Genomic DNA, 20,184 nt, shown 5'->3' on the forward strand with positions numbered 1-20,184 from the left:
TACACCGTGCGGCTCACCGTCACCGACAACAAGGGCGCCACCGGCACCACCACCCAGACGGTCGCCGTCGCCACCGGCGGAGGCACCGTCCCGGAATGCACCGGCAGCGACGTGCGCACCCTCGGGAAGAACTGCCAGCGCACCAACAGGTCCGCGACCGCCGGCAACTACGACTACCTCTACCTGTACCTCCCCGCCGGCGTCACCCAGCTGCGCATCACCGCCTCCGGCGGCACCGGCAACTGCGACCTGTACTACAGCCCCAGCACCTGGGCCACCACCGGCACCTACACCAGCCGGTCCACCAACCCCGGCAACGCGGAGACCCTCACCGTCACCAACCCGGCGGCCGGCTACCACTACATCAGCCTGTACGCCACGACCACCTGCGGAGGAGTCACCGTCAAGACCGAGTACTAGAAGATCCACAGCGCCCCGAGCGCCGACACGTGCAGCCCATCCGGGCCGACCGACGGCCACCACGGGGCCACACCGACAGCGGGCGTCAAGGCCCCACCGGCTCCCCGGTCTGACGCCCGCAACGAGGGCCCACACCCACAACCCGCCGCACTGAGGGGACAAACAGCGGCAGGCAAAGGTGTGGGCCCTCCGGGCGAAGCTCATTCGCGGCCCGGATTCCAACGGTCGACGTCGGACTCTTCGCGATCGGCGAGCCCACGGTCTGAAGCACCGCTCCCGACCGACGCGCTGCGGATTCCCCGCCAGTCAAGATCGGATCATCCTCCGGCAGCTTCCGCAAGCTCGAGGACCTCGACCTGCCACAGGTCGCCGCGATGATCTCAGGCGGCGGCGGGCGCGGGCACCGCGTCATGAGTGGGGCGGATCCACGCCTTGTACGAGCCCCCTGGGTGATGTGAGGCCCACCCTAGCCCTGGGATTCCCGCCCGACCGGCCGCACCAGGCCGCCCGCGCCACGGCTCACTTCGGGGGCAGGGCTCCCGCATAGTCCAGGCCCCGATCCACCCACGCGGTCAGGCCCGCCTCGGAGTCACACGCCTGGGCGTTGACGGTCATCCAGCCCGTCAACTCCCGCCCTCTCATGATCATCGTATCGGTGCCCGGCTCGGCCAGCAGTTCCTCATGCCGGTCGGGGTCGACCCGCACCAGCAACCCGCCCTGCCCACGGATCGCCACGGCCATGTTGCCGTTGACGAGCCAGGCGAGCCCGCCGAACATCCGCCGACTGCTCATACCGGGCCGGCCGGTGACGAGGTCGGCGACCCGCTCGGCGAGTTCGGGGTCGAGTGCCATCCCAGCCTCCTGGTCACTGTCCCCGACGGGCGAACGCGTCGAACGGAGTGCGATCGAACACGAACCGATTGTGCACGATGAGCCCCTCACGGACCGTGAAACACTCGGCCGCGGGGGCGCTGGCGGCCGGGACCGTCTCAGTGTCGTACATGATCAAAGCGGTGGTCTCGTCGCCGAACGCGGCGATCAGCTCCGCCCTGATCAGCACGTGTTCGGCGAGCGGGGCCAGGAACGCCCGGTACGCCTCGACGCCTTCGATCCTGCCGGCCGGGGCCTCGCAGACCACGTCCTCGGCGAGGTAGCTCATCGCCAGGTCAAGGTCCTTGCCCGTCCAAGCGGCGTGGTGGGCGAGGGCGATCTGCAATGCTGAGCTGATCATCGTCATTCCTTCCGGTGTCGGTACAGGTACAGACACCAGGAACGCGCGGATCGGAACGGTAGTGGCCAAGATTGTTTTCGAGGACCTCGTCCGGGCCCACCGACGCGAACTGCTTCTGCACTGCTACCGGCTCCTGGGCTCGCTCACCGACGCCGAGGATGTCCTCCAGGAGGTACTGCTGGCCGCGTGGCGCGGCCTCGACGGCTTCGAACACCGCTCCTCGACCCGGACCTGGCTGTACCGGATCGCCACGAACCGCTGCCTCAACGCCCTCCGCGACCGACGCGTCCCGTCTTCACCGACCCCGCCGTTCACGCCACCAGCGCCGAGCCGGCTCGGGGAACTGACCTGGCTCCAGCCCTTCCCGGACGTACTCCTGCAGGGGCTCCCGGCGACCGACCCGGGTCCCGAGGCCCACTACACCGCCCGCGAGGCCGTCGAGCTGGCCTTCATCACCGCGCTGCAACGCGTCCCACCCCGACAGGCCGCCGTCCTGGTGCTCTGCGACGTGCTGGGCTACCCGACAGCCGAGACCGCGACGATGCTCGGCACCACCCCCACCACCGTCAAGGGCCTCCTGCAACGCGCCCGGGCGTCGGTGGACCGCGCCCGGCACGGGGTCTCCCACCCGCCCGCGCCGGGCGACGACGATGTGGTCCGCCGGTTCGCCGCCGCCTACAGCGCCGATGACATCGATACGGTCGTCGCGCTTCTCACCGACGACGTCTGGCTGTCGATGCCACCAGCCCCGCACGAGTACCTCGGCGTGACGGCGGTCGCGGGCTTCCTGCGGGCCGGCGCCGCCTGGCGGGCCGGCCACCGGTTCCAGCTCCAGCACACCACCGCCAACGGACAACCCGCCCTCGTCTGCGCGTTCGACGACGGCCGGCCGGCGGGCCTGTTCGTCCTCACACTCGCCGACGGCCACATCCGTGGCCTGACCCGTTTCCTCGACGAACGACTCCTGCGATACCTCCACCCCGTCACCAACGTTCGCCGCCCGTGAGCCCCCATGCCCACCGCACTGATCAGCGGTGGGTCACCGGCTCGGCTGCGTCAGTCTGGGGCGCGGCGGCTTCTCACCGCAGGTCGCGTCGTTGGAAGGCTGCCCACCCGATGGCGAAGAGCACCCCGGACATCGCCAGGGGTGCGATGAGCGCTGCGGGTGGTAGGCCCTGGGCGAGGATGTTGCGTTGCAGGTACCAGTACCAGGGCAGTGCGTAGCGGACCGGTGCGAGGGCTTCGGCCATGGGCAGCAAGCTGTGGATGAGGTAGCTGCCGATCGCGACGGCGGCGGGGATGGCGACGGAGGGGCCGCGTCGGCCGGTGGCCGCGCCGATGGCGTAGGCGAGGCTCAGGTGCAGCACGGCGAGGGCGAGCATCGCCGCGGCGGCGGCGATGAGATGCCCGGCGGATATGCCCGCTAGCGCTCCGGCGGGCCGGCCGGATGCGGCCAGGGTCACCGCGAACACGACCCCGAGGAGGGTGAGTAGCCCGATGGCTGCGGCGTAGCGTTCGGCGGCCACGCGGGCGCGGGTGACGGGGTTGGCCAGGAGTGGTTCGAGGCGGCCGGTCTCCTCCAGCCCGCCGATGGCCGCCGCCCCGGCGCCGATGCCGAAGACGAGGAACAGGACGGGGGCGACGGTGGAGAACAGGCGGGCGTGCAGGTACCCGGCGGGTGAGGTCATGGGGACGGCGGCGTCGTAGCCGATCATGTTGCGGAACGCCTCGGGCATGGTTTTGAGGAGGTCTTCGACCTGGGCCTGGTCTTTGACGGCCGGGTAGAGGGCGACGGTGAACACGACGAGCGCGGCGGTGCCGATCGCCCACCAGGCGGTGGCGCGGCGGCGGTCGGCGAGCATGCGGCGGGCGACGATCATGACCGGCCCCCGTCCTGGGTTGTGTAGTAGGACAGGAACACGTCTTCGAGGTCGGCTTCGTGGGTGATGATCTGCTCGACGGGCAGGGCGGCGGCGGTTTTGATCACCGCGTCGACGCTGCCTTCCACGACCAGGCGCAGCAGGTCGCCATCGGCGGTCGCTTCGACGACGGTCGGCAGGGCCGCGAACGGGGCCGGGTCGGCGGGGACCGTCAGTCGCAGGTCGATGCGGGTGCGTGCGGTGCGGCGCAGCTCGGTGATACCGGCTTGGGCCACGACGACGCCTTCGCGCAGGATCGCCACCCGTCCGGCGAGGGCCTCGACCTCGGGGAGGACGTGGCTGGACAGGAACACCGTCGCCCCGTCGGTGACGAGTTCACGGATCAGGATCAGGAACTCCTGCTGCAACAGCGGGTCCAGGCCCGACGTGGGCTCATCCAGGATGAGGAGTTCCGGGCGGTGGGATGCGGCCTGGACGATGCCGACCTTGCGCCGGTTCCCGGTGGATAGCTCCCCGACCGGTCGGGACGGGTCGAGGTCGAACCGGTCCAGCAGGGTGCGTTCCCAGGTCCGGTCGCGTCGGCCGCGCAGGTCGCCGTAGAAGTCCAGGAGAGTCTGTGCGGTCCAGCGCGGGTCGACGGGGAGATCAGCGGGCAGGTACCCGATCCGCGCGCGCACGGCCGGATCCGCGCCGCTGCCTCCGAGTACCTGGGAGGTGCCGGAGGTGGGGCGCACGAAGTCCAGGAGCATCCGGATCGTGGTGGTCTTGCCGGCCCCGTTCGGGCCGAGGTACCCGAACACCTCGCCGCGTTCCACCCGCAGGTCGAGCTGGTCGACGGCGGTGAGCGTGCCGAACCGTTTGGTCAGGGCGTCGGTGTGGATCGCCGGGCCGTTCACAGCACACGCCGCAAGCGGGCGGAGCTGGGGCGGGTGTTCATGGCGGTGGCCTTTCGCCGTCGGGTCATCGACTCGCCGACCAGGCTTCCCGGCACACCTACCTTTCAGCGTAGACCTTCGAACACCCCGTCGGGAGTGTCCCGCCATGCCCTCCACGAACCACACCGCCAGTACTCTGGTTGCCAGCCCATTCTTGGTAGCGGACGGGCGTCGACGTGACAGCGGACAACCGTTGAGGACCGCGTGACGTAGACCGTGTCGGTACGGCGGCCGGCTATCTGGTCATGCGGGCGATCACTACTACGACAAGCACGAGCACGAAGCTGGACGCCAGCAGCCACAACGACACTTCGGCGAACCCGCGCCGCCCGTTCCGCCGGAGCCGGCGCAACACCCAGGCGAACGCCGCCGGCTCATGTTCGGTGCGGGCCAAGTCGTCGGGTGGGTTCATCACGCCAGAACGCTACCGCCACGGCCCGGCCACACCAGGCCATCGCTGAGCGTCGACGCGACCTGGAATGGAATCTACGGTCATGTCGGGGATGGCCGTTGTGGGTCGGGCATGCGACACAGTTCGCGGCCGGGTCCGGCGGGTTGGTTAGGGTCCTAAGGCGCGGCCAGGAGCCGTCATTCTCCCGTTGTGTTGGTCTTTTCGAGCCTTGACAGGCGGATACATGGTGTCAGACGCGCTCGTGGCGCCCTTGACCCGTCAATCTTCACTGCTACCTATGCCTGGTTCGCGGTTGCCATCACTGACGGGGCTGCGGTGGGCGGCGGCGATGCTGGTGTTCGCCGAGCACGTCGTCAACCGGGTCCTCGCAGCCGATGTGCGAGTCCCCGACCCCGTGGCGGGGGCTGCGTGGGCACTGTTCTCCCACGCGGGGGCGCTGGGGGTGTCCTTCTTCTTTGCCTTATCCGGTTTCGTCCTCGCCTACTCCGCCCGCCACGGTGACACCCGACGGGCGTTCTGGCGCCGTCGATGGGCGAAAATCTATCCCCTGCACGTGGTCACAGCGCTGCTCGCCGCGGCTTTGCTTCTCACCACCGCGGGAACAGTCACGCCGTGGCAGGTGCTGGCCAACGTCACCCTGACGCAGGCGTGGATTCCCGACCCCGCCATCTACACGTCGTTGAATCCGGTGAGCTGGTCCCTGTCATGTGAAGCACTGTTCTACCTGTGTTTCCCGTTCCTGCTGCCAGCCCTGCGCCACATGTCGACCATCTGGCTTCGGTCGCTCATCCTCGCTCTGCCCGTCGTGGTTTTGGCCATCAACGTCGCTCTGATCGGCGCCGACCACGAGGTTGCCAAGTGGACGGCGTACCTGCTGCCCGCCGCGCGCCTCGTCGGGTTCACCCTGGGGGTGGTCGTCGCGGTTCTCGTCACCCGAGGGGAGTGGCGCGGCCCAGGTCTGGGCTGGTCTTTGATCCTGCTGGCGGTGGTCTACGCGGCGGCAGCCGAGACCCCCTACCCGGTGCACCTGCACGCGTTGACCCTGGGGCCGGTGGTCCTGGTCATCGCCGCGGCGGCCACTGCCGACCGTTCCGGCGTCCGCACCCTGTGGTCGAGGCCGGCCCTGGTGTACATGGGCGAGGTGTCCTTCGCCTTCTACATGATCCACTACCTGGTGCTGCTGGTCGCAGATCAGCTCGGGATGATCGCTTCCCCGGTTGGTCCGCTGAGGGCGGTCGCCGTCACGGCCGTTGTGTTCGCCACCAGCCTGGCTGGGGCCGTGGCTTTGCACCACGGGGTGGAAAACCCCGCCTACCGGCGCTTGAAGGGCCAGCGGACCTGACCGGATCCGTTCCCTCGGGCTCACGGTATCGCGTCGGCGGGGGAGCGGCGGTCGAACCGTCGGACGGTCAACGGCCTGGAACGAATGTGCCGGCGGCGTCGATCGCGGTCGACAGACCGGGGTGGATGACGAACACCGATCCGATTCCGGTCACTTCGAACAATCGTTCCAGCACCGGACGAAGGCCGACCAGGTGAACGCGTCCTCTGCCGCTCAGTGCCCGGGCCGCGCCGATGAGGACGCTCACTCCCACAGAGTCACAGAACGTCACCCCGGACAGGTCAACGACCAGTCGCAACTGGTCGGACTCGTACAGCGCCGCGAGGCGTCGCTGCAGGGTGGGCGCGGTGGCCACGTCGATCTCGCCGCAGACGGTCACCACCGAAACCGGGCCGTGCTCGGTCACGTCGACGGGCAGTTGACCTGCGGGCATCACGACCCAGCCGGGCGGGTGAGAGCGGGGGAGTACCGGCGGTGCTGCAAGGTGTGCTCCGTTTCACGGGTCGCCAAAGTCATCGCCGACCAGACTTCCCGGCACACCACCGTCGACACTACCGGCCGAACTCTGTCCACAGTGCGGAACTGCCGCCATGCGTGCCGGCACCGCGTAGCGGTGAGCCCAGGAGCAGTCCCTCCATCATCGCGACTCCGGGTGAGAGTTCCCGGCCCGCCGAGCCGTGCAAGGCTACCGGCTTCGTGGGTGCTGGTGTGCCGGCGTTAGCGTCCGGCGATGAGGCTGGTGTAGTCGGTGGCGGTGAGCGGCCCCTGAGACAGGGACGCGTCGCCACGAGGGACGGCGATGCGTTGCCTGTCGCGGGTGAAGACCACACCGTTGACGTCGTCGCGTGCGGTCAGGGTGCACACGACCTGCCCGAAGGCGAGGATCTCGTCGTTGCGGCTGACGGCGTCGAGTGCGGCGGTGACGGTGACCACGGCTTGGCCGTCGGTGACGCGTACCCCGGAGATGACGCTGCCACCCCACAACGCGCTGGTCAGCCCGGAATCGGCTTCGGCAGTGGTGGGACCGGCGACCAGGTCGCGCAGCAGAGTCTCGGCGGTCGGCACTTCCGGCGCGGGCCGTTCTACGGGGGTGAGTTTTCCGGCGCGGACCAGATACAGCGTCTGGGTTCTGCTACCGGTGGTGCTGGGCTGGGGGCTGGGTGTGGTCAGCGCCTGGTACGGGCCCCGCGGCGGTTGGATCGGACGGGCGGTGTCCTCGGCGCCGACGCCGCAACCAGCCAGCATCCCGAGCAGGAGCAGGACGGTCGCGGGGATGATCGGCCGGGTCATGGCAGTGCCTGGCCGAACTCGACACGCAGCCGGGCGCCGCCGCCGGGGCGGTCGAGGACGCGGGCGGTCCCCTCGTGGGCCGCTGCGTGTTGGGCGACGATGGCAAGGCCCAGCCCGGTGCCGTCGCTGTCGCGGCGCGCGCCTGCGGCGGAGGCTCGGACGAACCGGTCGAAGACCGCTTCCCGGTCGGCGGGACTGATGCCAGGTCCCTCGTCATCCACGTCCATCACACCGGTTCTCCCGTGACGGCTCAGGTGCACGGCGACGGGCCCGCCGCCGTGGTGTCGGGCGTTGTCGAGAAGATTGCCCAGGACCTGTTCGACACGGCGGCCATCCACCCACCAGAGGTCTTGTGCGTCGGGGTCGGCGGTGACGAGGTGCTCGTCGAGGCCACGCTGCCGGCAGGCGCGGCGGGCCAGCGCCACGACATCGACGTGCCCGCGGTCGGCGGGCTGGTCGGAGCGGGCGAGTTCGAGAAGGTCGGTGACGAGGGTCTGGAACCGGTCGACCTCGTCGGCGACGAGGCCGGCGGCGGTGGCGGTGCGCTCGTCGAGCCGGTCGCGGCGCGACGACAGCACGCTGACGGCCGCCGACAGGGTCTGCAGGGGGGAGCGCAGTTCGTGGCTGACGTCGGCGGCGAAGCGGCGGTCGCGTTCGAGGCGCTCGGCGAGGCGGTCAACCATCTGGTTGAACGACACCGCCAACCGATCCAGGTCCGGGTCCGGCGATGAGGGCAGGCGGGTCTTGAGGTCACCGGCGGTGATGTCACCGGCGGCGTCGGCGACCTGGGCGAGAGGCCGCAGGACGTGACGGGTGGCGTACCAGCCCAGGCCTGCGCCGCCGGAGGTGAGGGCTGTGGCCACCGCGGTCAGGACGAGGGCGAGGATGTCGAGGGTGTGGGCGAGTTCGCGCAGGGAGTCGATCTCGAAGAAGCCAGCGGTAGCCGACAGAGGGATGCCGACGGCGACGGCGGGCCCGGTGTCCAGTTCGATGCGTTGAGCGCCAGGCTGGCCGGAAGCGACCAGGGTTCGCAGGCTCTCCGGTACGGCGGGTGCGGTGCCGGCGTCGGCGTTGCGCCCGTACCAGCGGCCCTCGTACAGCAGTACCGCCCGCCGGTTGGCACCGGTGTCCAGCGATCGCAGCACCTCGGCGACATCAGGCTGCTCGGCCGACAGCCCGGCGTGCACGACGGTGGCGTCGAAGTAGGCGGCCCGTACGGCGGTGCGTTCTCGTTCGTCCAGCAGTGAGCTGCGGGTCAGTTCATAGGACAGCAACGCCATCGACGCGGACAATGCCAGGGCGCCGGCGGCGAAGCCGGCCGTGACGCGCGCGCGGAGCCCGGGGCGCCTCATCGCATGAGCTTGTAGCCGAGTCCGCGGACGGTGAGCAGGTGACGGGGTGCGGCGGAGTCGTGTTCTATCTTCTGCCGCAGGCGTCCGACGTGCACGTCGACGAGGCGCTCGTCGCCGATGTCGTACTCCCACACCCTCGTCAGGAGTTGCTGGCGGGAGAGGACCTGTCCGGGATGTTCGGCCAGCTCGCACAGCAGCCGAAACTCCGTTCGGGTAACGGCCAACTGCACCTCTCCCAGCCACACCTCCCCGGCTGTGGGGCTGATGCGCAGGTCCCCGAACTCCAGTACCGCCGGCTGCGGGGCGGCGGGCCGGGCGCGGCGCAACAGTGCCCGTAGCCGGGCGGCGAGGACCTTCACGGGCACCGGTTTGACCACGTAGTCATCGGCGCCGGCTTCCAGGGCGGCGACGATGTCGTGGGAGTCTGCGCGGGCGCTGACGACGATGATGGGCACGTCGTCGCCGCGGCGGAGCTGACGGATGCAGTCGAATCCGCTGATACCCGGCAGCATCAGGTCGACCATCACCACGTCAGCCGGGCTGTCGCGCTGGGCGGCAAGGCCCTCCTCGGCGGTGGCCACGCCGAGGACCGTGTTGCCCTCATCCTCCAGGGCCAGGCCCAACGACAGCCGGATGCGGTCGTCGTCTTCGATCACGAGCACAACCGCCATGCGCGCATCATGACCCACCAGCGGTGGCGACGTCCACGCCGACGCACCAAATCACCCCATATGCTCACTGTTTGTCATAGGGTTGTCACATTCTCGAGCGGTGTCCGCCACGCCCGGCAGCCACGATGAGTGCCATCGTCGCCGGCCAGGAGCCGCGTCACGCTCGTCGTCGCGAAGACGCCGAGGTGCCCCGTTGGCCGACCTCCTGGCACGGTCTGAGAAGGACTGGCCGGCGACCTCTTGACAAACCCCTACCGGAGGTTGCCGTGACTGCGGACAGTGACTTCGTGATCGTCGCCAACCGGCTACCCGTCGACGCCGTGGCCGGCACCGACGGCGAATGGGTCTTCCAGCCCAGCCCCGGCGGACTCGTCACCGCGCTGCGGCCGGTGATGGCCGACCGCGGCGGAGTGTGGGTCGGTTGGAGCGGCAACGCTGGCACCGCCCCGGCACCGTTTCACGCCGATGGGATGCGCCTGCACCCCGTCGCGCTGTCGGCCGACGACGTGGTCGAGTTCTACGAGGGCCAGTCCAACGCCACCATCTGGCCCCTGTACCACGACGCCGTCGAACAGCCCACGTTCCACCGCCACTGGCGGGAGGCATACCGGCGGGTCAACGCCCGCTACGCCCGCGCCGCCGCCGACGTCGCCGCACCCGGGGCCACAGTGTGGGTTCACGACTACCAACTACAACTCGTACCGGCGATGCTGCGCGAGCTGCGCCCGGACCTGCGCATCGGGTTCTTCCTGCACATCCCCTTCCCGCCAGCGGAGCTGTTCACCCGCATGCCACTGCGCGAGGAGATCATGCGCGGCCTCCTCGGCGCCGACGTGATCGGCTTCCAGGCCCCCGGCGGCGCCCGTAACTTCCTCACCCTCACCGAACGTCTGCTGGGCCTGCGGCCCCAGGCCCAGCAGATCCACCACCAGGGCCGCACCATCACGGTCGGGGCGTTTCCGATCTCCATCGACGTCGCAGAGATCGGCCGCCTCGCGGCCACCCCGACAGCGCTGGAGCGGGCGCGGGAGCTGCGTCAACAGCTCGGTAACCCGCGAACCCTCATGCTGGGCGTGGACCGGCTCGACTACACCAAAGGCATCCTGCACCGCCTCGACGCCTACGGAGAACTCCTCGCCGAAGGCCGCCTCGACGCCACCGACACCGTACTGGTACAGGTCGCCACACCCAGCCGCCAACGCGTCGACGGCTACCGCAGGCTGCGCGCCGACGTCGAACGCGCCGTCGGACGCATCAACGGCGACCACGCCCGCATCGGCCAGGCCGTCGTGCACTACCTGCACCGCTCCTACCTGCGCGAAGAACTCGTCGCCCTGTACCTGGCAGCCGACGTCATGGTCGTCACCCCCCTGCGCGACGGCATGAACCTCGTCGCCAAGGAATACGTCGCCGCCCGCACCGACGGCGCCGGCGCCCTGGTACTCAGCGAGTTCACGGGCGCCGCCGCCGGCCTGCCCGGCGCACATCTGGTCAACCCGTATGACACCGACGCGCTCAAGGACACCATGCTGCGCGCGGCCACCGAAGCCTCGCCGGGCCGGGCTGTCAGGATGGCCTCGATGCGTCACGCTCTCCACGCGAACACCGTCGCCGACTGGTCGCAGTCCTTCCTCGCCGCACTCAGCAGCCGGCCGCTGACCCGCGTGGCCGCCTGAGCATCGGCTTCGTCATGGATTCGTCACACCGTCGCAGACCCGCCGCCACGACTCCCGCCGACCCTGGAGAAGTCCGGTCCCACAACCCGAAGGGGGAACATCAGTGATGCCTGTGCCCGCCACCTCGCAGGTCTACCGGGTTGGCGTGACCGTCGACGTCGACGGGCCGCTGCTGCCACCGGTGACCAGCGAACTCGACCGTGTCGTCGATGACATCCTGCGCCTGGAACCCCAGGAGCTGTCGCTGGATCTGTCCGCCTGCCCGTCAACGGACGCCGCGGCCATCGCTTTCCTACTCGAGGTTCACCGTCGCGCCCTGCGTGCCGGATCGCGGCTGTCGCTGGCCCACCCGTCGGCCCGGCTGCGCCGCAACCTGCGCCTGGCCCGCCTGGAGCACGTCTTCGCCATCACCGCCCCCGCCAAGGCACCCGGACCGGGGCACTCGGCGGGCGGGGACCTCCTGTGACCGGCCGGCGGGGATGAGCGGCCGGCGGTTCACTGTCGGAGGCGTACATCTGAGCTGCGACGCGTGTCGCCGCGCGATCAGCCGCATCGGCGCCGCACCGGTCAGCTGGCAGCAGGTGTGGTCGCAGGCGCGACAGGCCGGTTGGGCCGGGCACCCGGGCCTGGCCGGACCCCACACCTGCCCGGCGTGTCAACACCGGAGCCCGTCGTGACCGGCCCCTCCGGACCCGGGCGCGGCGGGCGAGACACCGGTCAGCCCAGCCGTCTCGGGCCGTGGCCCCCCAGACCGTGGCCCGACCGACCCGGCGTGCCTCAACAACGCCAGGCCGGCGAACCGCCGCCTGCTGCGACCTCGGTGCGGCCGTTTCGGTTCAGCGCCGCCCTACCGGCGTTCACCGGCGACCTGCGCGCCTGGCGGCAGAAGGTGGCGCGCATCGCCGACCTGGGATTTGACACCCTCACCGCCGGTGATGACCTCGCCAGCGGAGGCATGGACCCTCTCGTCGTGCTGGCCGCCGCCCTGCACGCAGCCCCGGGCGTACGGCTGCAGACCCGCGCGTTGACCGTGGGACTGCGCCACCCGGTGATGGCGCAGCGCGCCCTGGCCTCCCTCGACGCGTTCAGCGACGGGCGCCTCGACATCGGCCTGGGCGTCGGCTTCGGCGACACCCCAGCAGACCACCAGGCACTGGGTCGCACGGCAGACCCGGCACCGCTGCGCTGCGAACGGCTCGCCGATACCGCCCGGACCCTGCGCACATTGTTCACGGCCCAGCCCGCCACCAGCCACGGCCTGGGCAGGCCCGGGGCCTGCCCGCCGATCCTCATCGCCGGACACAGCCGCGGCGTGCTCGACGTCGCTGGCCGCCACGCCGACATCATCGCCATCACCCCGCCACACACAGGAGGACACTCAGGGCCCCTGGGCGTCGACGCCGTGGCCACCCGCCTCGGTTGGGCGCGGGCCGCTGCCACCGCCGCCGGACGCGACCCCGACCAGTTGGACTACCAGCTGCCGATCCTGGCCATCGACGTCACCGACACCAGCCACCCCGCCTGGACGGCCCCACAGTTTGCCGGGCTATCCCAACCGGCGTTGGTACTGTCACCTGCGGCAGTGTCGGGTCCAGCCGGTCACTGCGCACGCCTGTTGGCCGCGCGCCGCGCCCGGCTCGGTGTCAACCACCTGCACTTCACCGGCGGCCTACGCGCCGCGGCCACCGTCATCGCCCACCTGCGAGCGCTGTCATGAAGGCGCCCGTCACCGAACTCTTCGAACAAGGAGCGGCCATGACGTTGACCGTCACCGCCCGACCCGTCCACGACGGGCGCGTCGAGCTGATCGCCTGCGGCGAGATCGACTACGCCACCTCCGCCGACCTGCGCGCCGCCATCACCCTCGCAGCCACGGCCCAACCCACCCCCACGCGCATCGCGGTGGACCTGTCGGCGGTGGCGTTGATCGACTCCACCGGCATCGGCACACTCGTCGTGGGTCGCAGGCTCTGCGCGCAGGTCGGCATCGAGCTCACGGTCGGCGCGCCCAGCGTGTTCTGCGACCGGGTGCTGCGCGCCGCTGGCGTCGAAGAGGTCCTGGGCCTGCCCTGCGAGCACCCCGCCACCTGAAGCCGCGAACACGCGAAACACGAGAGAGGGGAATCCATGGTCCGCACGACTGTGCTGCCACGCCGCCCGGCCGGTGCGTGGCGACTGGCAGCCCGCGCACCCATCTGGTTGTACCGAGCACGCCTGGGATGGCTACTGGGTAACCGCGTGCTGATGCTGGGGCACACCGGCCGCGTATCCGGCAGACCACGGCGGGCTGTGCTGGAGGTCATCGGCCGTCATCGCGACGTCTACCTGGTCGCCAGCGGCTTCGGCCACCGGGCGCAGTGGCTGGCAAACGTCAGCTGTGAGCCGCGGGTCACCGTCAGCGTCGCCGGACGCACCCTCCTGGCCACTGCCACCGTATTGTCTCAAGATGCCGCCGCTGAGGTACTTGTCGCCTACGCGGCCCGCCACCCCCGACTGGCACCACGGCTAATGGCCATGTGCGGGCATGCCGTCGACGGCAGCCCGGACAGCTACCGGCGCCTCGGCGACGACATTCCCGTGGTCGCGTTGAGCACGCGCCTTGACCACGGCGACGAATCCGAAGAATCCAAGGAGCGGGATTGAGCAGCACGGACTCGCTGGACGTACAGGTCACGACCCAGAAAGCCGGACCCGTCGTAGCTGTCAGTGGGGCGCTGCGCAGGCCAACTGCCGCAGAGCTGCGCACCGTTCTTCGAACGCTCATCGACGCCGGGCATGACGACATCACCGTGGACGCCACAGCCCTCCGAGACTGTGACCTGGTAGGCCTCGGAGTGCTGGTCAACGCCGCAGTGCTGCTACGCGACCGGCAGGCACAACTGTGTCTACTCACGGCCCCGGGCCTGCTCGTCGACCTACTGGAGCAGACCAGCCTGACCGGCCTGTTCGCACCAGGCCCCACCGCCCGCGACACCGGCGACGGGTCGGAAGAACCGCTGCCGTGAACGGGGCACTACCACCGGCGCGAAGCTGGGCGGCTGGGACATGGCTGATGACTGCTCCGGCGGCCTCTGCCCGGGCCTGGAGACATATCGGTGCCGTCTTGAGGTTGGAGCTTCCCGTCGGCGGCGCCCGTGCCGCTGCGACCGGGCGCGCCAACCTGACCGGCGTTCGCCAGGGTCGGTCCGCCAGAGTCGATCTGTGCACGCAGACGCCCACGCAGACAGAGTTTCGGCGCGGGGCTCCGCGTCCGAGGTGCACTGACAGGGCCGCGCGATGAGTCCAGGCAGGCGCGTACGCCGCCGGCTCCATGTCCACATCTCAGCACACGACGACGCCACCTGCCTGGCTGTCACGGGTGACCTCGACCAACGCGCCGCCGCCGCGCTCACCACCGCCGTCAACAAGATCATGCTCACCGGCCGGCCCGGGCTGACCGTGGACACCACCGCCGTCGTCTACTGCGACGCGGCGGGACTCGTCGCGCTTCTCGACGCGTGCGACCGGCTGCTGCCCGCCGACGGCCGACTGCGTCTCATCGGCCCTGGCGCCGCCGTCGATGCCTTCCTGGAAGCAACCGGCCTGCGCCCTGCCTTTGACATCGCCCCGTCCACGCCGGGCGAACCCCACCTGCCGTGACGCCACCTCGCCAGCAAGCTGGGGCACCGCCCCGGCAGTGACAGAGGCGCAGCAGCCGTCCAACGCAACCCGGCCTGTGACCACCCATCCGAGTGGGCGATCCAAGTACTGCCTCCCCGACCGTTTCCAACCATATTGGGGTTAACGCACTAAACGCCAGGCCGTTGACGCGGTCGCCGTGCGGGTTGGCGGGCACAGGGAGCACATCCACGCACTTCAGAACCCGTCGGGCCCCATCACAGGGACGTCAGTCGGACGACAAAACCCGCCCTGACCACATCAGGTCGTATTCTGAGAGCAGGTGTGCCGGGAAGCCTGGTCGGCGGCAAACGAGGAGTCGACGATGATGCGATGGCCCAGGCGCAAGGTCACAGTCCGCCGCGACGGCCCAGTGAGGGTCGTGATCGTGCGCGCCGACATCGACGAGGCTGTCGCCGCACGATTGCGATCCTGCCTCAACGACCTCGCCTCGGCCGGGCACACCCGTGTCGTCGTCGACCTGCAGGGAGCAGCGGTCTGTGACATCACCGGCTGCGACGCACTTCTGCAAGTCGCGCGCCGGCTGCGTGCGTGCGGTCGACAGTTGCACATCGCTGGTGCCCAGCCCGACATCGGCCGCCTGCTGCGTTCCTTGGGCGCGGTCGGGGCCTTCGCCTTTCATCTCACGGTCGATGAAGCCGTTCTCGCCGTCGGTGCCTCAGACCCCATTGGCTAGTCGTCGGCCCCGCCGCGTTGGCGGGGTCGTGGCAGCCGCCGCAACCGCCCACGCCAGCCACCTGGATGCGAGGCCGGCGCTGTGTCGAATGCGCGGGCGACGAGCACGTCGGTGGACGAGTGCGCCAGGATCGACAGCACGATGGTGACCGCGACCAGGTGAAAGACCTCGTCGGCGGCGGGGATGGCAGAGGCGAGAACGAGCAACCCGTAGACGACGGACGCGAAACCTTTCGGCCCGAACCACATGGCGGCGCCCTGTTCACGCATCGGCAGGCCGGAACGGAGAAAGGCGATCCACAACGCCACCGGGCGGGCCGCGATGAGCGCGAGGATAGCGAACACCCATCCGGTCCAGGGAACGTCGCCGAAGAAACGCGGGGTGAGCAGGCGCCGAACACCAGCAGCGCCCCGAGTTTCAACAGTTCGGCGACGTGTTCGCCGAAGTGTTCGAACGCGGTGCGTTGGCGGGGGCCGAAGGTGGCGACGGTGATCCCGGCGGCGAACGCGGCGAGAAACAGGTTGCCGTGGGTCGCCTTGCCCAACGCGAGGACGAGGAGACCGATGGCGACGCCGTTGAGGGGCAGGTAGGCGGTGGAGGCGGCGAAGAACCTAGATCGTTCCAACCGGATCGCTGCCCACGGCACGGCCACGCCGATGGCGATGCCGATCGCCAGTTCCTTGCCGAGGGCCGCCAGGTGCAGGTCCTGGGAGCCGGCGGCGATGGCGAGGAACACGACGACGAACGGCAGAGCGAGGCCGTCGTTGACGCCGGATTCGACATTGAGGAGGTGCCGCAGCCGGGCGGGAACCCTGTCGTTGCCGACGAGGGCCGCTGCGAACACCGGGTCGGTGGGGGCGAGGATCGCACCGATCAACAGCGACTCGGGCCAGTCGAGCCCGGCGACGTAGTGAGCCAGGAGTGCCGTCACTGCCAGCGTCAACGGCAGACCCCAGCCGAGGGCACGGCCGGGCAGCCGCCAGGCGGCGCGCAGATCGGCGAAGCCGACGCGCATACCGTCGGTGAACAGCACCGCGAACAACGCCAACTCCGCCAACTGCGCCACGATCGGCGACGTCGGGGTCATCTCGATCAGCCCGAACCCACCGGGCCCCGCGGCGAATCCGGCCACCAGGAACAGCGCCGCGGTGGACAGGATAGAGCGGTTGGCCAGTGCCGAGACCAACACGGCCGCCAACAGGACAACGGCGAATACAAGCAACAGCATGATCGACTCCAGGGCGTGGCGGGACACATCGCCGACCAGACTTCCCGGCACACCGTGGAACAGCCCGCACTATACGCACTCGCCGCCGGCAGGCGAAAAAGTTAAGATCGACCCATTGAGGTGTGGAGCCGTAGCCAACCGGAACACACAATATCCGTCCGGCGGCGGATCCGCTTTTCGCCCCGCGGCCGAGCGCGAACACGACCTACGCGCCACGGCTGGCGACCCCCGTGCACTGGAGCGGGGTTAGTAGATCAACAAGGCTAGGACCAGCATAGCGACGAGCGCGAGCAACACCAGGCGGCTGACTCGCACGAGCCGCGGGTCAAGGCCGTCATGAGGTGGCTGCGATTTGGAGGCCATGTCTTCATAGTGAGGCTGCCTGACGCCCCGCGCCAGAGTTGTGGCGGGAGATTCCGATGCCGAAGCTCCGCTCGTCGCGACCCTCAACGGCTGGGCGCTGCGGCGTCGACGACAGTAGAGCCCCGCTGATCGCTCTCGAGACCCGCCCGGTCCGTGGGGATCCGGGCAGGACGGCGGTCGCTGAGCTCCTTCGCCGTACCATCGACCGGTGCACTTCGCCCTCACCCTGTTACTAGCCGTAGCCACCGTCGGCACGGCCCTTGCGCTGTCGGTGCTGGGGATGCGGCGATCCTGGACCTGCCCGCTGGGTCGGGTGGAACTCGATCCAGCGGTTTGCGACCTGATCCATGGGGCAGCCCGTGATGGCGTGATCCACTTCGTTGTGCAGGAGTTTCGACCGTCAACGGTGACGACGGGATTGGCACTAACCGTCCACGCCACCCGGATCACGGTGCCCCATGTCTACATCGAGGGCCACGGCATTGGCGTCTACGGTCGCCCCGCCGCCGACACAATCGCCGCTGTGCTCATGGCGATCCGCGACGAGACCGGCATGACCCCTCACGCTCACTTCCCGTGGCCCGAGGAGAGCATGGCCCAAGGTATGCTTCGCCGGCTGTTCATGAGGACCGGGGACACTGCCCCCGCGATCCGGGAAATACTCCGTCGTGCCGAGTCCAACTCACGCCGCAGGCCTGTGGTGCACATGGGCTGAGGCCGTGTGCCCAGGGCGGTCAGGTGATGTTGGCGAAACGTTCGACATCGTCGATGGTGCCCACGACGAGGATCTCATCGCCGTAGGCCAGGACCGTGTCACCGGTGGCGTGGATGAACTGCGCGGTACGGCCCGGCCGCTCGGCGGCTTTGACGGCCACGATGGTGACGCCGTGCCGGCTGCGGACTTTGACCTGGCCAAGGGGAGTGCCGACCGCTTCCCGGGGCGGCTTGATCTTGATCATGGCGAAGTCGGCGTCGACCTCGACGTAGTCGAGGGCGCGGCCGTAGACGAGGTGGGCGACGCGTTCGCCCATGTCGTGTTCGGGGAGCACGACATGGTGGGCGCCGATGCGCTCGAGGATGCGGCCGTGCTGGCGGCTGACGGCCTTGGTCCAGATGTCGGCCACGCCCATGTCGACGAGGAGGGTGGTGGTGAGAATGCTGGCTTCGAGATCTGTGCCGATGGCCACCACCGCACGAGTGTAGCCGGCGAGCCCGAGCTGGTTGAGTGCCTCCGGGTCCGTGGAATCGGCGGCCACGACATGGCTGAGCTGTCCGGCCAGGGACTGCACGACCTTTGGCCGGTTGTCGATCGCGAGGACCTCGGTGCCACGGCGGGTGAGTTCCAGGGCGAGGGCGGTGCCGAAGCGGCCGAGACCGATGACGGCGACGGGCTCGCGGCGGATGTCAGCCAACGATGGTCCTTTCCTCGGGCAGTTCGTAGCGGCGGCCATGTGAGCGCAACGCCAGGGCGGAGGCCAGCGTCAGTGGTCCGATGCGCCCGGTGAACATCAGCGTGGTGATCAGCAGGTGTCCGGCGGGCGGGAGGTCAGCGGTGATGCCGGTCGACAGCCCCACCGTGGCGAACGCCGAGACCGCTTCGAACAACACCTTGTCAAGGCTATGGGTGGTCATCGACAGCAGGGCGAACGTGGAGGCCACGACGAGCCCCACACCCAGGAGCGCGATCGCCAGGGCTTGGCGCTGGTTGCCCGCCGGTACGGCGCGGCGGCCGATGTCGACGCGGGCGTGGCCGCGCATCTCCGCCCAGATGACGTATCCCAGCAGGGCGAAGGTCGTGACCTTGATGCCGCCAGCGGTGCCGGCGCTGCCGCCGCCGATGAACATCAGCATGTCGCTGGCCAGAAGGCTCTCAGGGGTCAGCGCGGCGGTGTCGAGGCTGTTGAAGCCGGCGGTGCGGGCCATCACGGAGGCGAAGAACGCGGCCATCACCTTGTCGGGGTCACCCAGCGGCCCGAGGGTCCTGGGATTGTCCGATTCGGCGGCGGCGAACACGACGGTGCCGATGACCAGCAGGGCGATGGTGGCGGTGACGGTGACGCGGGTCAGCACCGACCACAGGTGGGGCCGCCGCCAGTTGCGTGCCAGCTCGAATACCACAGGGAACCCCAGCCCACCGACGATCACAGCGGCGGCGATGACGATGTTGATCCACGGATCGGTCACATACCCCATGAGGTTGTCGGGGTTGAGGGAGAATCCAGCGTTGTTGAACGCCGAGATCGCATGGAACACGCCGTGATAGACAGCCTGCCCTGCAGGCATGTCGTAGCCGGTGGCGAACCGCACCGACAGCACGAGTGCTGCGACGGTCTCACACGCAAGGCTGAACACGACGATCCTTCCGACCACGCGGCGCACGTCGCGCAGGCTCAGCGCTTTGGTCTCCGCCTGTACCAGAAGCTGCGCCCGTAGCCCGAGCCGTTTGGATACCAGGAGCGCGAACAAGGTGGCCAGGGTCATGATGCCCAGGCCGCCGGCCTGGATCAGGGCGAGGATGACGACTTCTCCGAACGTCGACCAGTGCCCGGCGGTGTCGACGGTGACCAGGCCGGTCACGCACACCGCCGACGTCGCGGTGAACACAGCGTTCACCAGGTCCGTGCTCTCGCCGGTGGTCGTGGCGATGGGCAGCATCAGCAGCCCGGTACCGACGGCGACGGCCACGCCGAACCCGCCGGCGACCACCCGGGTCGGGTGCTGCCACCGACTGGCCTGCCGAACGACGGGCATCGGGCGGTGCGGTGCGCCCACCAGTCCTCCCTGTGCTGTTCGCGACGGTATCACTGTGCCACGACAGGGTCGCCGGTGCGACGGCATGGCGCAAGCCAGGGGTGCGGGGGCGGGTGTTCACCGCCCGTGCGGACGGTTACTCCTCGACCCGGCCCCCGCTCCGCCTTTCTACACCCACCGGCTCCGCCGCCCGGTGACCGTCGGCTACTCGGGGTGTCGGCAGGTGCGCACCGGGCCGGCGCAGGCTAGGGTGACGGCCAGGTGTGCCGGGAAGTCTGG

The 20,184-nt window shown here is 69.7% G+C and carries 23 protein-coding genes and 1 pseudogene; 12 read left to right on the forward strand and 12 right to left on the reverse strand.

Going from position 1 to position 20,184, the window contains the following annotated elements:
* On the forward strand, window positions 1–420 hold a 420-nt coding region (locus AB0M43_RS38390; RefSeq protein ID WP_363732559.1), incomplete at its 5' end, for a PPC domain-containing protein.
* Window positions 421–939: 519 nt separating this feature from the next.
* On the opposite strand, the gene AB0M43_RS38395 is transcribed toward AB0M43_RS38390, so the two are convergent.
* Together AB0M43_RS38395 and AB0M43_RS38400 are read right to left on the reverse strand one after the other, a co-directional pair.
* Window positions 940–1,272 carry a TfoX/Sxy family protein gene (locus AB0M43_RS38395; RefSeq protein ID WP_363732562.1) on the reverse strand — a complete coding sequence of 111 codons (333 nt, stop codon included), beginning with the start codon at window positions 1,270–1,272 and terminating at the stop codon, window positions 940–942.
* Window positions 1,273–1,285: 13 nt separating this feature from the next.
* The gene (locus AB0M43_RS38400) at window positions 1,286–1,651 is read right to left on the reverse strand and encodes a nuclear transport factor 2 family protein (RefSeq protein ID WP_363732564.1); all 366 of its coding nucleotides are present in this window, start codon (window positions 1,649–1,651) and stop codon (window positions 1,286–1,288) included.
* A 61-nt stretch (window positions 1,652–1,712) separates the two neighbouring features.
* Here AB0M43_RS38400 and AB0M43_RS38405 point away from each other — a divergent pair, with 61 nt between their 5' ends.
* Entirely contained in the window at window positions 1,713–2,657 is a 945-nt protein-coding gene (locus tag AB0M43_RS38405) for an RNA polymerase subunit sigma-70 (RefSeq protein WP_363732567.1), read from the forward strand.
* 73 nt (window positions 2,658–2,730) lie between these two features.
* Here AB0M43_RS38405 and AB0M43_RS38410 read toward each other — a convergent pair whose 3' ends face one another.
* The 3 genes from AB0M43_RS38410 to AB0M43_RS38420 all read right to left on the reverse strand — a co-directional run bounded on the left by AB0M43_RS38410 (window position 2,731) and on the right by AB0M43_RS38420 (window position 4,881).
* Window positions 2,731–3,531, reverse strand: coding sequence for an ABC transporter permease subunit (locus AB0M43_RS38410; RefSeq protein ID WP_363732569.1), 801 nt, complete (start codon window positions 3,529–3,531; stop codon window positions 2,731–2,733).
* Window positions 3,528–4,427 carry an ABC transporter ATP-binding protein gene (locus tag AB0M43_RS38415; RefSeq protein ID WP_363732572.1) on the reverse strand — a complete coding sequence of 300 codons (900 nt, stop codon included), beginning with the start codon at window positions 4,425–4,427 and terminating at the stop codon, window positions 3,528–3,530. Before AB0M43_RS38415 ends, AB0M43_RS38410 begins: the two co-directional genes overlap by 4 nt.
* A 274-nt stretch (window positions 4,428–4,701) precedes the next feature.
* Window positions 4,702–4,881 carry a hypothetical protein gene (locus tag AB0M43_RS38420; RefSeq protein ID WP_363732575.1) on the reverse strand — a complete coding sequence of 60 codons (180 nt, stop codon included), beginning with the start codon at window positions 4,879–4,881 and terminating at the stop codon, window positions 4,702–4,704.
* A 274-nt stretch (window positions 4,882–5,155) separates the two neighbouring features.
* Between AB0M43_RS38420 and AB0M43_RS38425 the strand changes: the two genes are divergently transcribed.
* The gene (locus tag AB0M43_RS38425) at window positions 5,156–6,220 is read left to right on the forward strand and encodes an acyltransferase (protein WP_363732578.1); all 1,065 of its coding nucleotides are present in this window, start codon (window positions 5,156–5,158) and stop codon (window positions 6,218–6,220) included.
* Between the two features lie 67 nt (window positions 6,221–6,287).
* Here the strand turns inward: AB0M43_RS38425 and AB0M43_RS38430 are convergent, their stop codons facing one another.
* The 4 genes from AB0M43_RS38430 to AB0M43_RS38445 form a co-directional block, all read right to left on the reverse strand.
* Window positions 6,288–6,626, reverse strand: a complete 339-nt coding sequence (locus AB0M43_RS38430; RefSeq protein WP_363732581.1) for an STAS domain-containing protein — start codon at window positions 6,624–6,626, stop codon at window positions 6,288–6,290.
* A 311-nt stretch (window positions 6,627–6,937) separates the two neighbouring features.
* Complete coding sequence (locus AB0M43_RS38435) at window positions 6,938–7,510, reverse strand: GerMN domain-containing protein (RefSeq protein ID WP_363732583.1); 573 nt, start codon at window positions 7,508–7,510, stop codon at window positions 6,938–6,940.
* Complete coding sequence (locus AB0M43_RS38440; RefSeq protein WP_363732586.1) at window positions 7,507–8,862, reverse strand: HAMP domain-containing sensor histidine kinase; 1,356 nt, start codon at window positions 8,860–8,862, stop codon at window positions 7,507–7,509. The genes AB0M43_RS38435 and AB0M43_RS38440 overlap by 4 nt, the downstream gene beginning before the upstream one ends.
* A complete protein-coding gene (locus AB0M43_RS38445) occupies window positions 8,859–9,533 on the reverse strand; it encodes a response regulator transcription factor (RefSeq protein ID WP_363732588.1) in 675 nt (224 codons plus the stop codon). The genes AB0M43_RS38440 and AB0M43_RS38445 overlap by 4 nt, the downstream gene beginning before the upstream one ends.
* 266 nt (window positions 9,534–9,799) lie before the next feature.
* Here AB0M43_RS38445 and AB0M43_RS38450 point away from each other — a divergent pair, with 266 nt between their 5' ends.
* From AB0M43_RS38450 to AB0M43_RS38485, 8 genes are all read left to right on the forward strand, one after another.
* Complete coding sequence (locus AB0M43_RS38450) at window positions 9,800–11,209, forward strand: trehalose-6-phosphate synthase (protein ID WP_363732591.1); 1,410 nt, start codon at window positions 9,800–9,802, stop codon at window positions 11,207–11,209.
* Window positions 11,210–11,315: 106 nt separating this feature from the next.
* Complete coding sequence (locus AB0M43_RS38455) at window positions 11,316–11,675, forward strand: STAS domain-containing protein (RefSeq protein WP_363732593.1); 360 nt, start codon at window positions 11,316–11,318, stop codon at window positions 11,673–11,675.
* Window positions 11,676–12,029: 354 nt separating this feature from the next.
* On the forward strand, window positions 12,030–12,926 hold the full coding sequence (locus tag AB0M43_RS38460; protein WP_363732595.1) for an LLM class flavin-dependent oxidoreductase: 897 nt from the start codon (window positions 12,030–12,032) through the stop codon (window positions 12,924–12,926).
* 38 nt (window positions 12,927–12,964) lie between these two features.
* Window positions 12,965–13,300 carry an STAS domain-containing protein gene (locus AB0M43_RS38465; RefSeq protein ID WP_363732598.1) on the forward strand — a complete coding sequence of 112 codons (336 nt, stop codon included), beginning with the start codon at window positions 12,965–12,967 and terminating at the stop codon, window positions 13,298–13,300.
* 36 nt (window positions 13,301–13,336) lie between these two features.
* Window positions 13,337–13,852 (forward strand): nitroreductase family deazaflavin-dependent oxidoreductase, encoded by a 516-nt coding sequence (locus AB0M43_RS38470; protein WP_363732600.1) that lies wholly within the window; start codon window positions 13,337–13,339, stop codon window positions 13,850–13,852.
* On the forward strand, window positions 13,849–14,214 hold the full coding sequence (locus AB0M43_RS38475; RefSeq protein ID WP_363732601.1) for an STAS domain-containing protein: 366 nt from the start codon (window positions 13,849–13,851) through the stop codon (window positions 14,212–14,214). The genes AB0M43_RS38470 and AB0M43_RS38475 overlap by 4 nt, the downstream gene beginning before the upstream one ends.
* 271 nt (window positions 14,215–14,485) lie before the next feature.
* The gene (locus AB0M43_RS38480) at window positions 14,486–14,848 is read left to right on the forward strand and encodes an STAS domain-containing protein (RefSeq protein WP_363732603.1); all 363 of its coding nucleotides are present in this window, start codon (window positions 14,486–14,488) and stop codon (window positions 14,846–14,848) included.
* Between the two features lie 406 nt (window positions 14,849–15,254).
* Window positions 15,255–15,563: an STAS domain-containing protein gene (locus AB0M43_RS38485; protein WP_363732606.1), complete on the forward strand. Its 309-nt coding sequence runs from the start codon at window positions 15,255–15,257 to the stop codon at window positions 15,561–15,563.
* Here AB0M43_RS38485 and AB0M43_RS38490 read toward each other — a convergent pair.
* Window positions 15,560–16,791, reverse strand: a pseudogene (locus AB0M43_RS38490) (cation:proton antiporter). The gene AB0M43_RS38485 and the pseudogene AB0M43_RS38490 overlap by 4 nt on opposite strands.
* 571 nt (window positions 16,792–17,362) lie before the next feature.
* Here AB0M43_RS38490 and AB0M43_RS38495 point away from each other — a divergent pair.
* Window positions 17,363–17,869, forward strand: a complete 507-nt coding sequence (locus AB0M43_RS38495; RefSeq protein ID WP_363732609.1) for a hypothetical protein — start codon at window positions 17,363–17,365, stop codon at window positions 17,867–17,869.
* A gap of 19 nt (window positions 17,870–17,888) precedes the next feature.
* Here the strand turns inward: AB0M43_RS38495 and AB0M43_RS38500 are convergent, their stop codons facing one another.
* Window positions 17,889–18,566, reverse strand: a complete 678-nt coding sequence (locus AB0M43_RS38500; protein ID WP_363732611.1) for a TrkA family potassium uptake protein — start codon at window positions 18,564–18,566, stop codon at window positions 17,889–17,891.
* On the reverse strand, window positions 18,559–19,926 hold the full coding sequence (locus tag AB0M43_RS38505) for a TrkH family potassium uptake protein (RefSeq protein ID WP_363732613.1): 1,368 nt from the start codon (window positions 19,924–19,926) through the stop codon (window positions 18,559–18,561). The genes AB0M43_RS38500 and AB0M43_RS38505 overlap by 8 nt, the downstream gene beginning before the upstream one ends.
* Between the last annotated feature and the right edge of the window lie 258 nt (window positions 19,927–20,184).

It is taken from the genome of Longispora sp. NPDC051575 (assembly GCF_040681875.1).
Lineage (GTDB): Bacteria > Actinomycetota > Actinomycetes > Mycobacteriales > Micromonosporaceae > Longispora.

Excerpts from the sequence above, each read along its gene's own strand:
- AB0M43_RS38395 (WP_363732562.1), bottom strand. The coding sequence starts at position 1,272 with ATGGCACTCGACCCCGAACTCGCCGAGCGGGTCGCCGACCTCGTCACC.
- AB0M43_RS38400 (WP_363732564.1), bottom strand. The coding sequence starts at position 1,651 with ATGATCAGCTCAGCATTGCAGATCGCCCTCGCCCACCACGCCGCTTGG.
- AB0M43_RS38410 (WP_363732569.1), bottom strand. The coding sequence starts at position 3,531 with ATGATCGTCGCCCGCCGCATGCTCGCCGACCGCCGCCGCGCCACCGCC.
- AB0M43_RS38425 (WP_363732578.1), top strand. The coding sequence starts at position 5,156 with ATGCCTGGTTCGCGGTTGCCATCACTGACGGGGCTGCGGTGGGCGGCG.
- AB0M43_RS38435 (WP_363732583.1), bottom strand. The coding sequence starts at position 7,510 with ATGACCCGGCCGATCATCCCCGCGACCGTCCTGCTCCTGCTCGGGATG.
- AB0M43_RS38440 (WP_363732586.1), bottom strand. The coding sequence starts at position 8,862 with ATGAGGCGCCCCGGGCTCCGCGCGCGCGTCACGGCCGGCTTCGCCGCC.
- AB0M43_RS38445 (WP_363732588.1), bottom strand. The coding sequence starts at position 9,533 with ATGGCGGTTGTGCTCGTGATCGAAGACGACGACCGCATCCGGCTGTCG.
- AB0M43_RS38455 (WP_363732593.1), top strand. The coding sequence starts at position 11,316 with ATGCCTGTGCCCGCCACCTCGCAGGTCTACCGGGTTGGCGTGACCGTC.
- AB0M43_RS38465 (WP_363732598.1), top strand. The coding sequence starts at position 12,965 with ATGACGTTGACCGTCACCGCCCGACCCGTCCACGACGGGCGCGTCGAG.
- AB0M43_RS38470 (WP_363732600.1), top strand. The coding sequence starts at position 13,337 with ATGGTCCGCACGACTGTGCTGCCACGCCGCCCGGCCGGTGCGTGGCGA.
- AB0M43_RS38480 (WP_363732603.1), top strand. The coding sequence starts at position 14,486 with ATGAGTCCAGGCAGGCGCGTACGCCGCCGGCTCCATGTCCACATCTCA.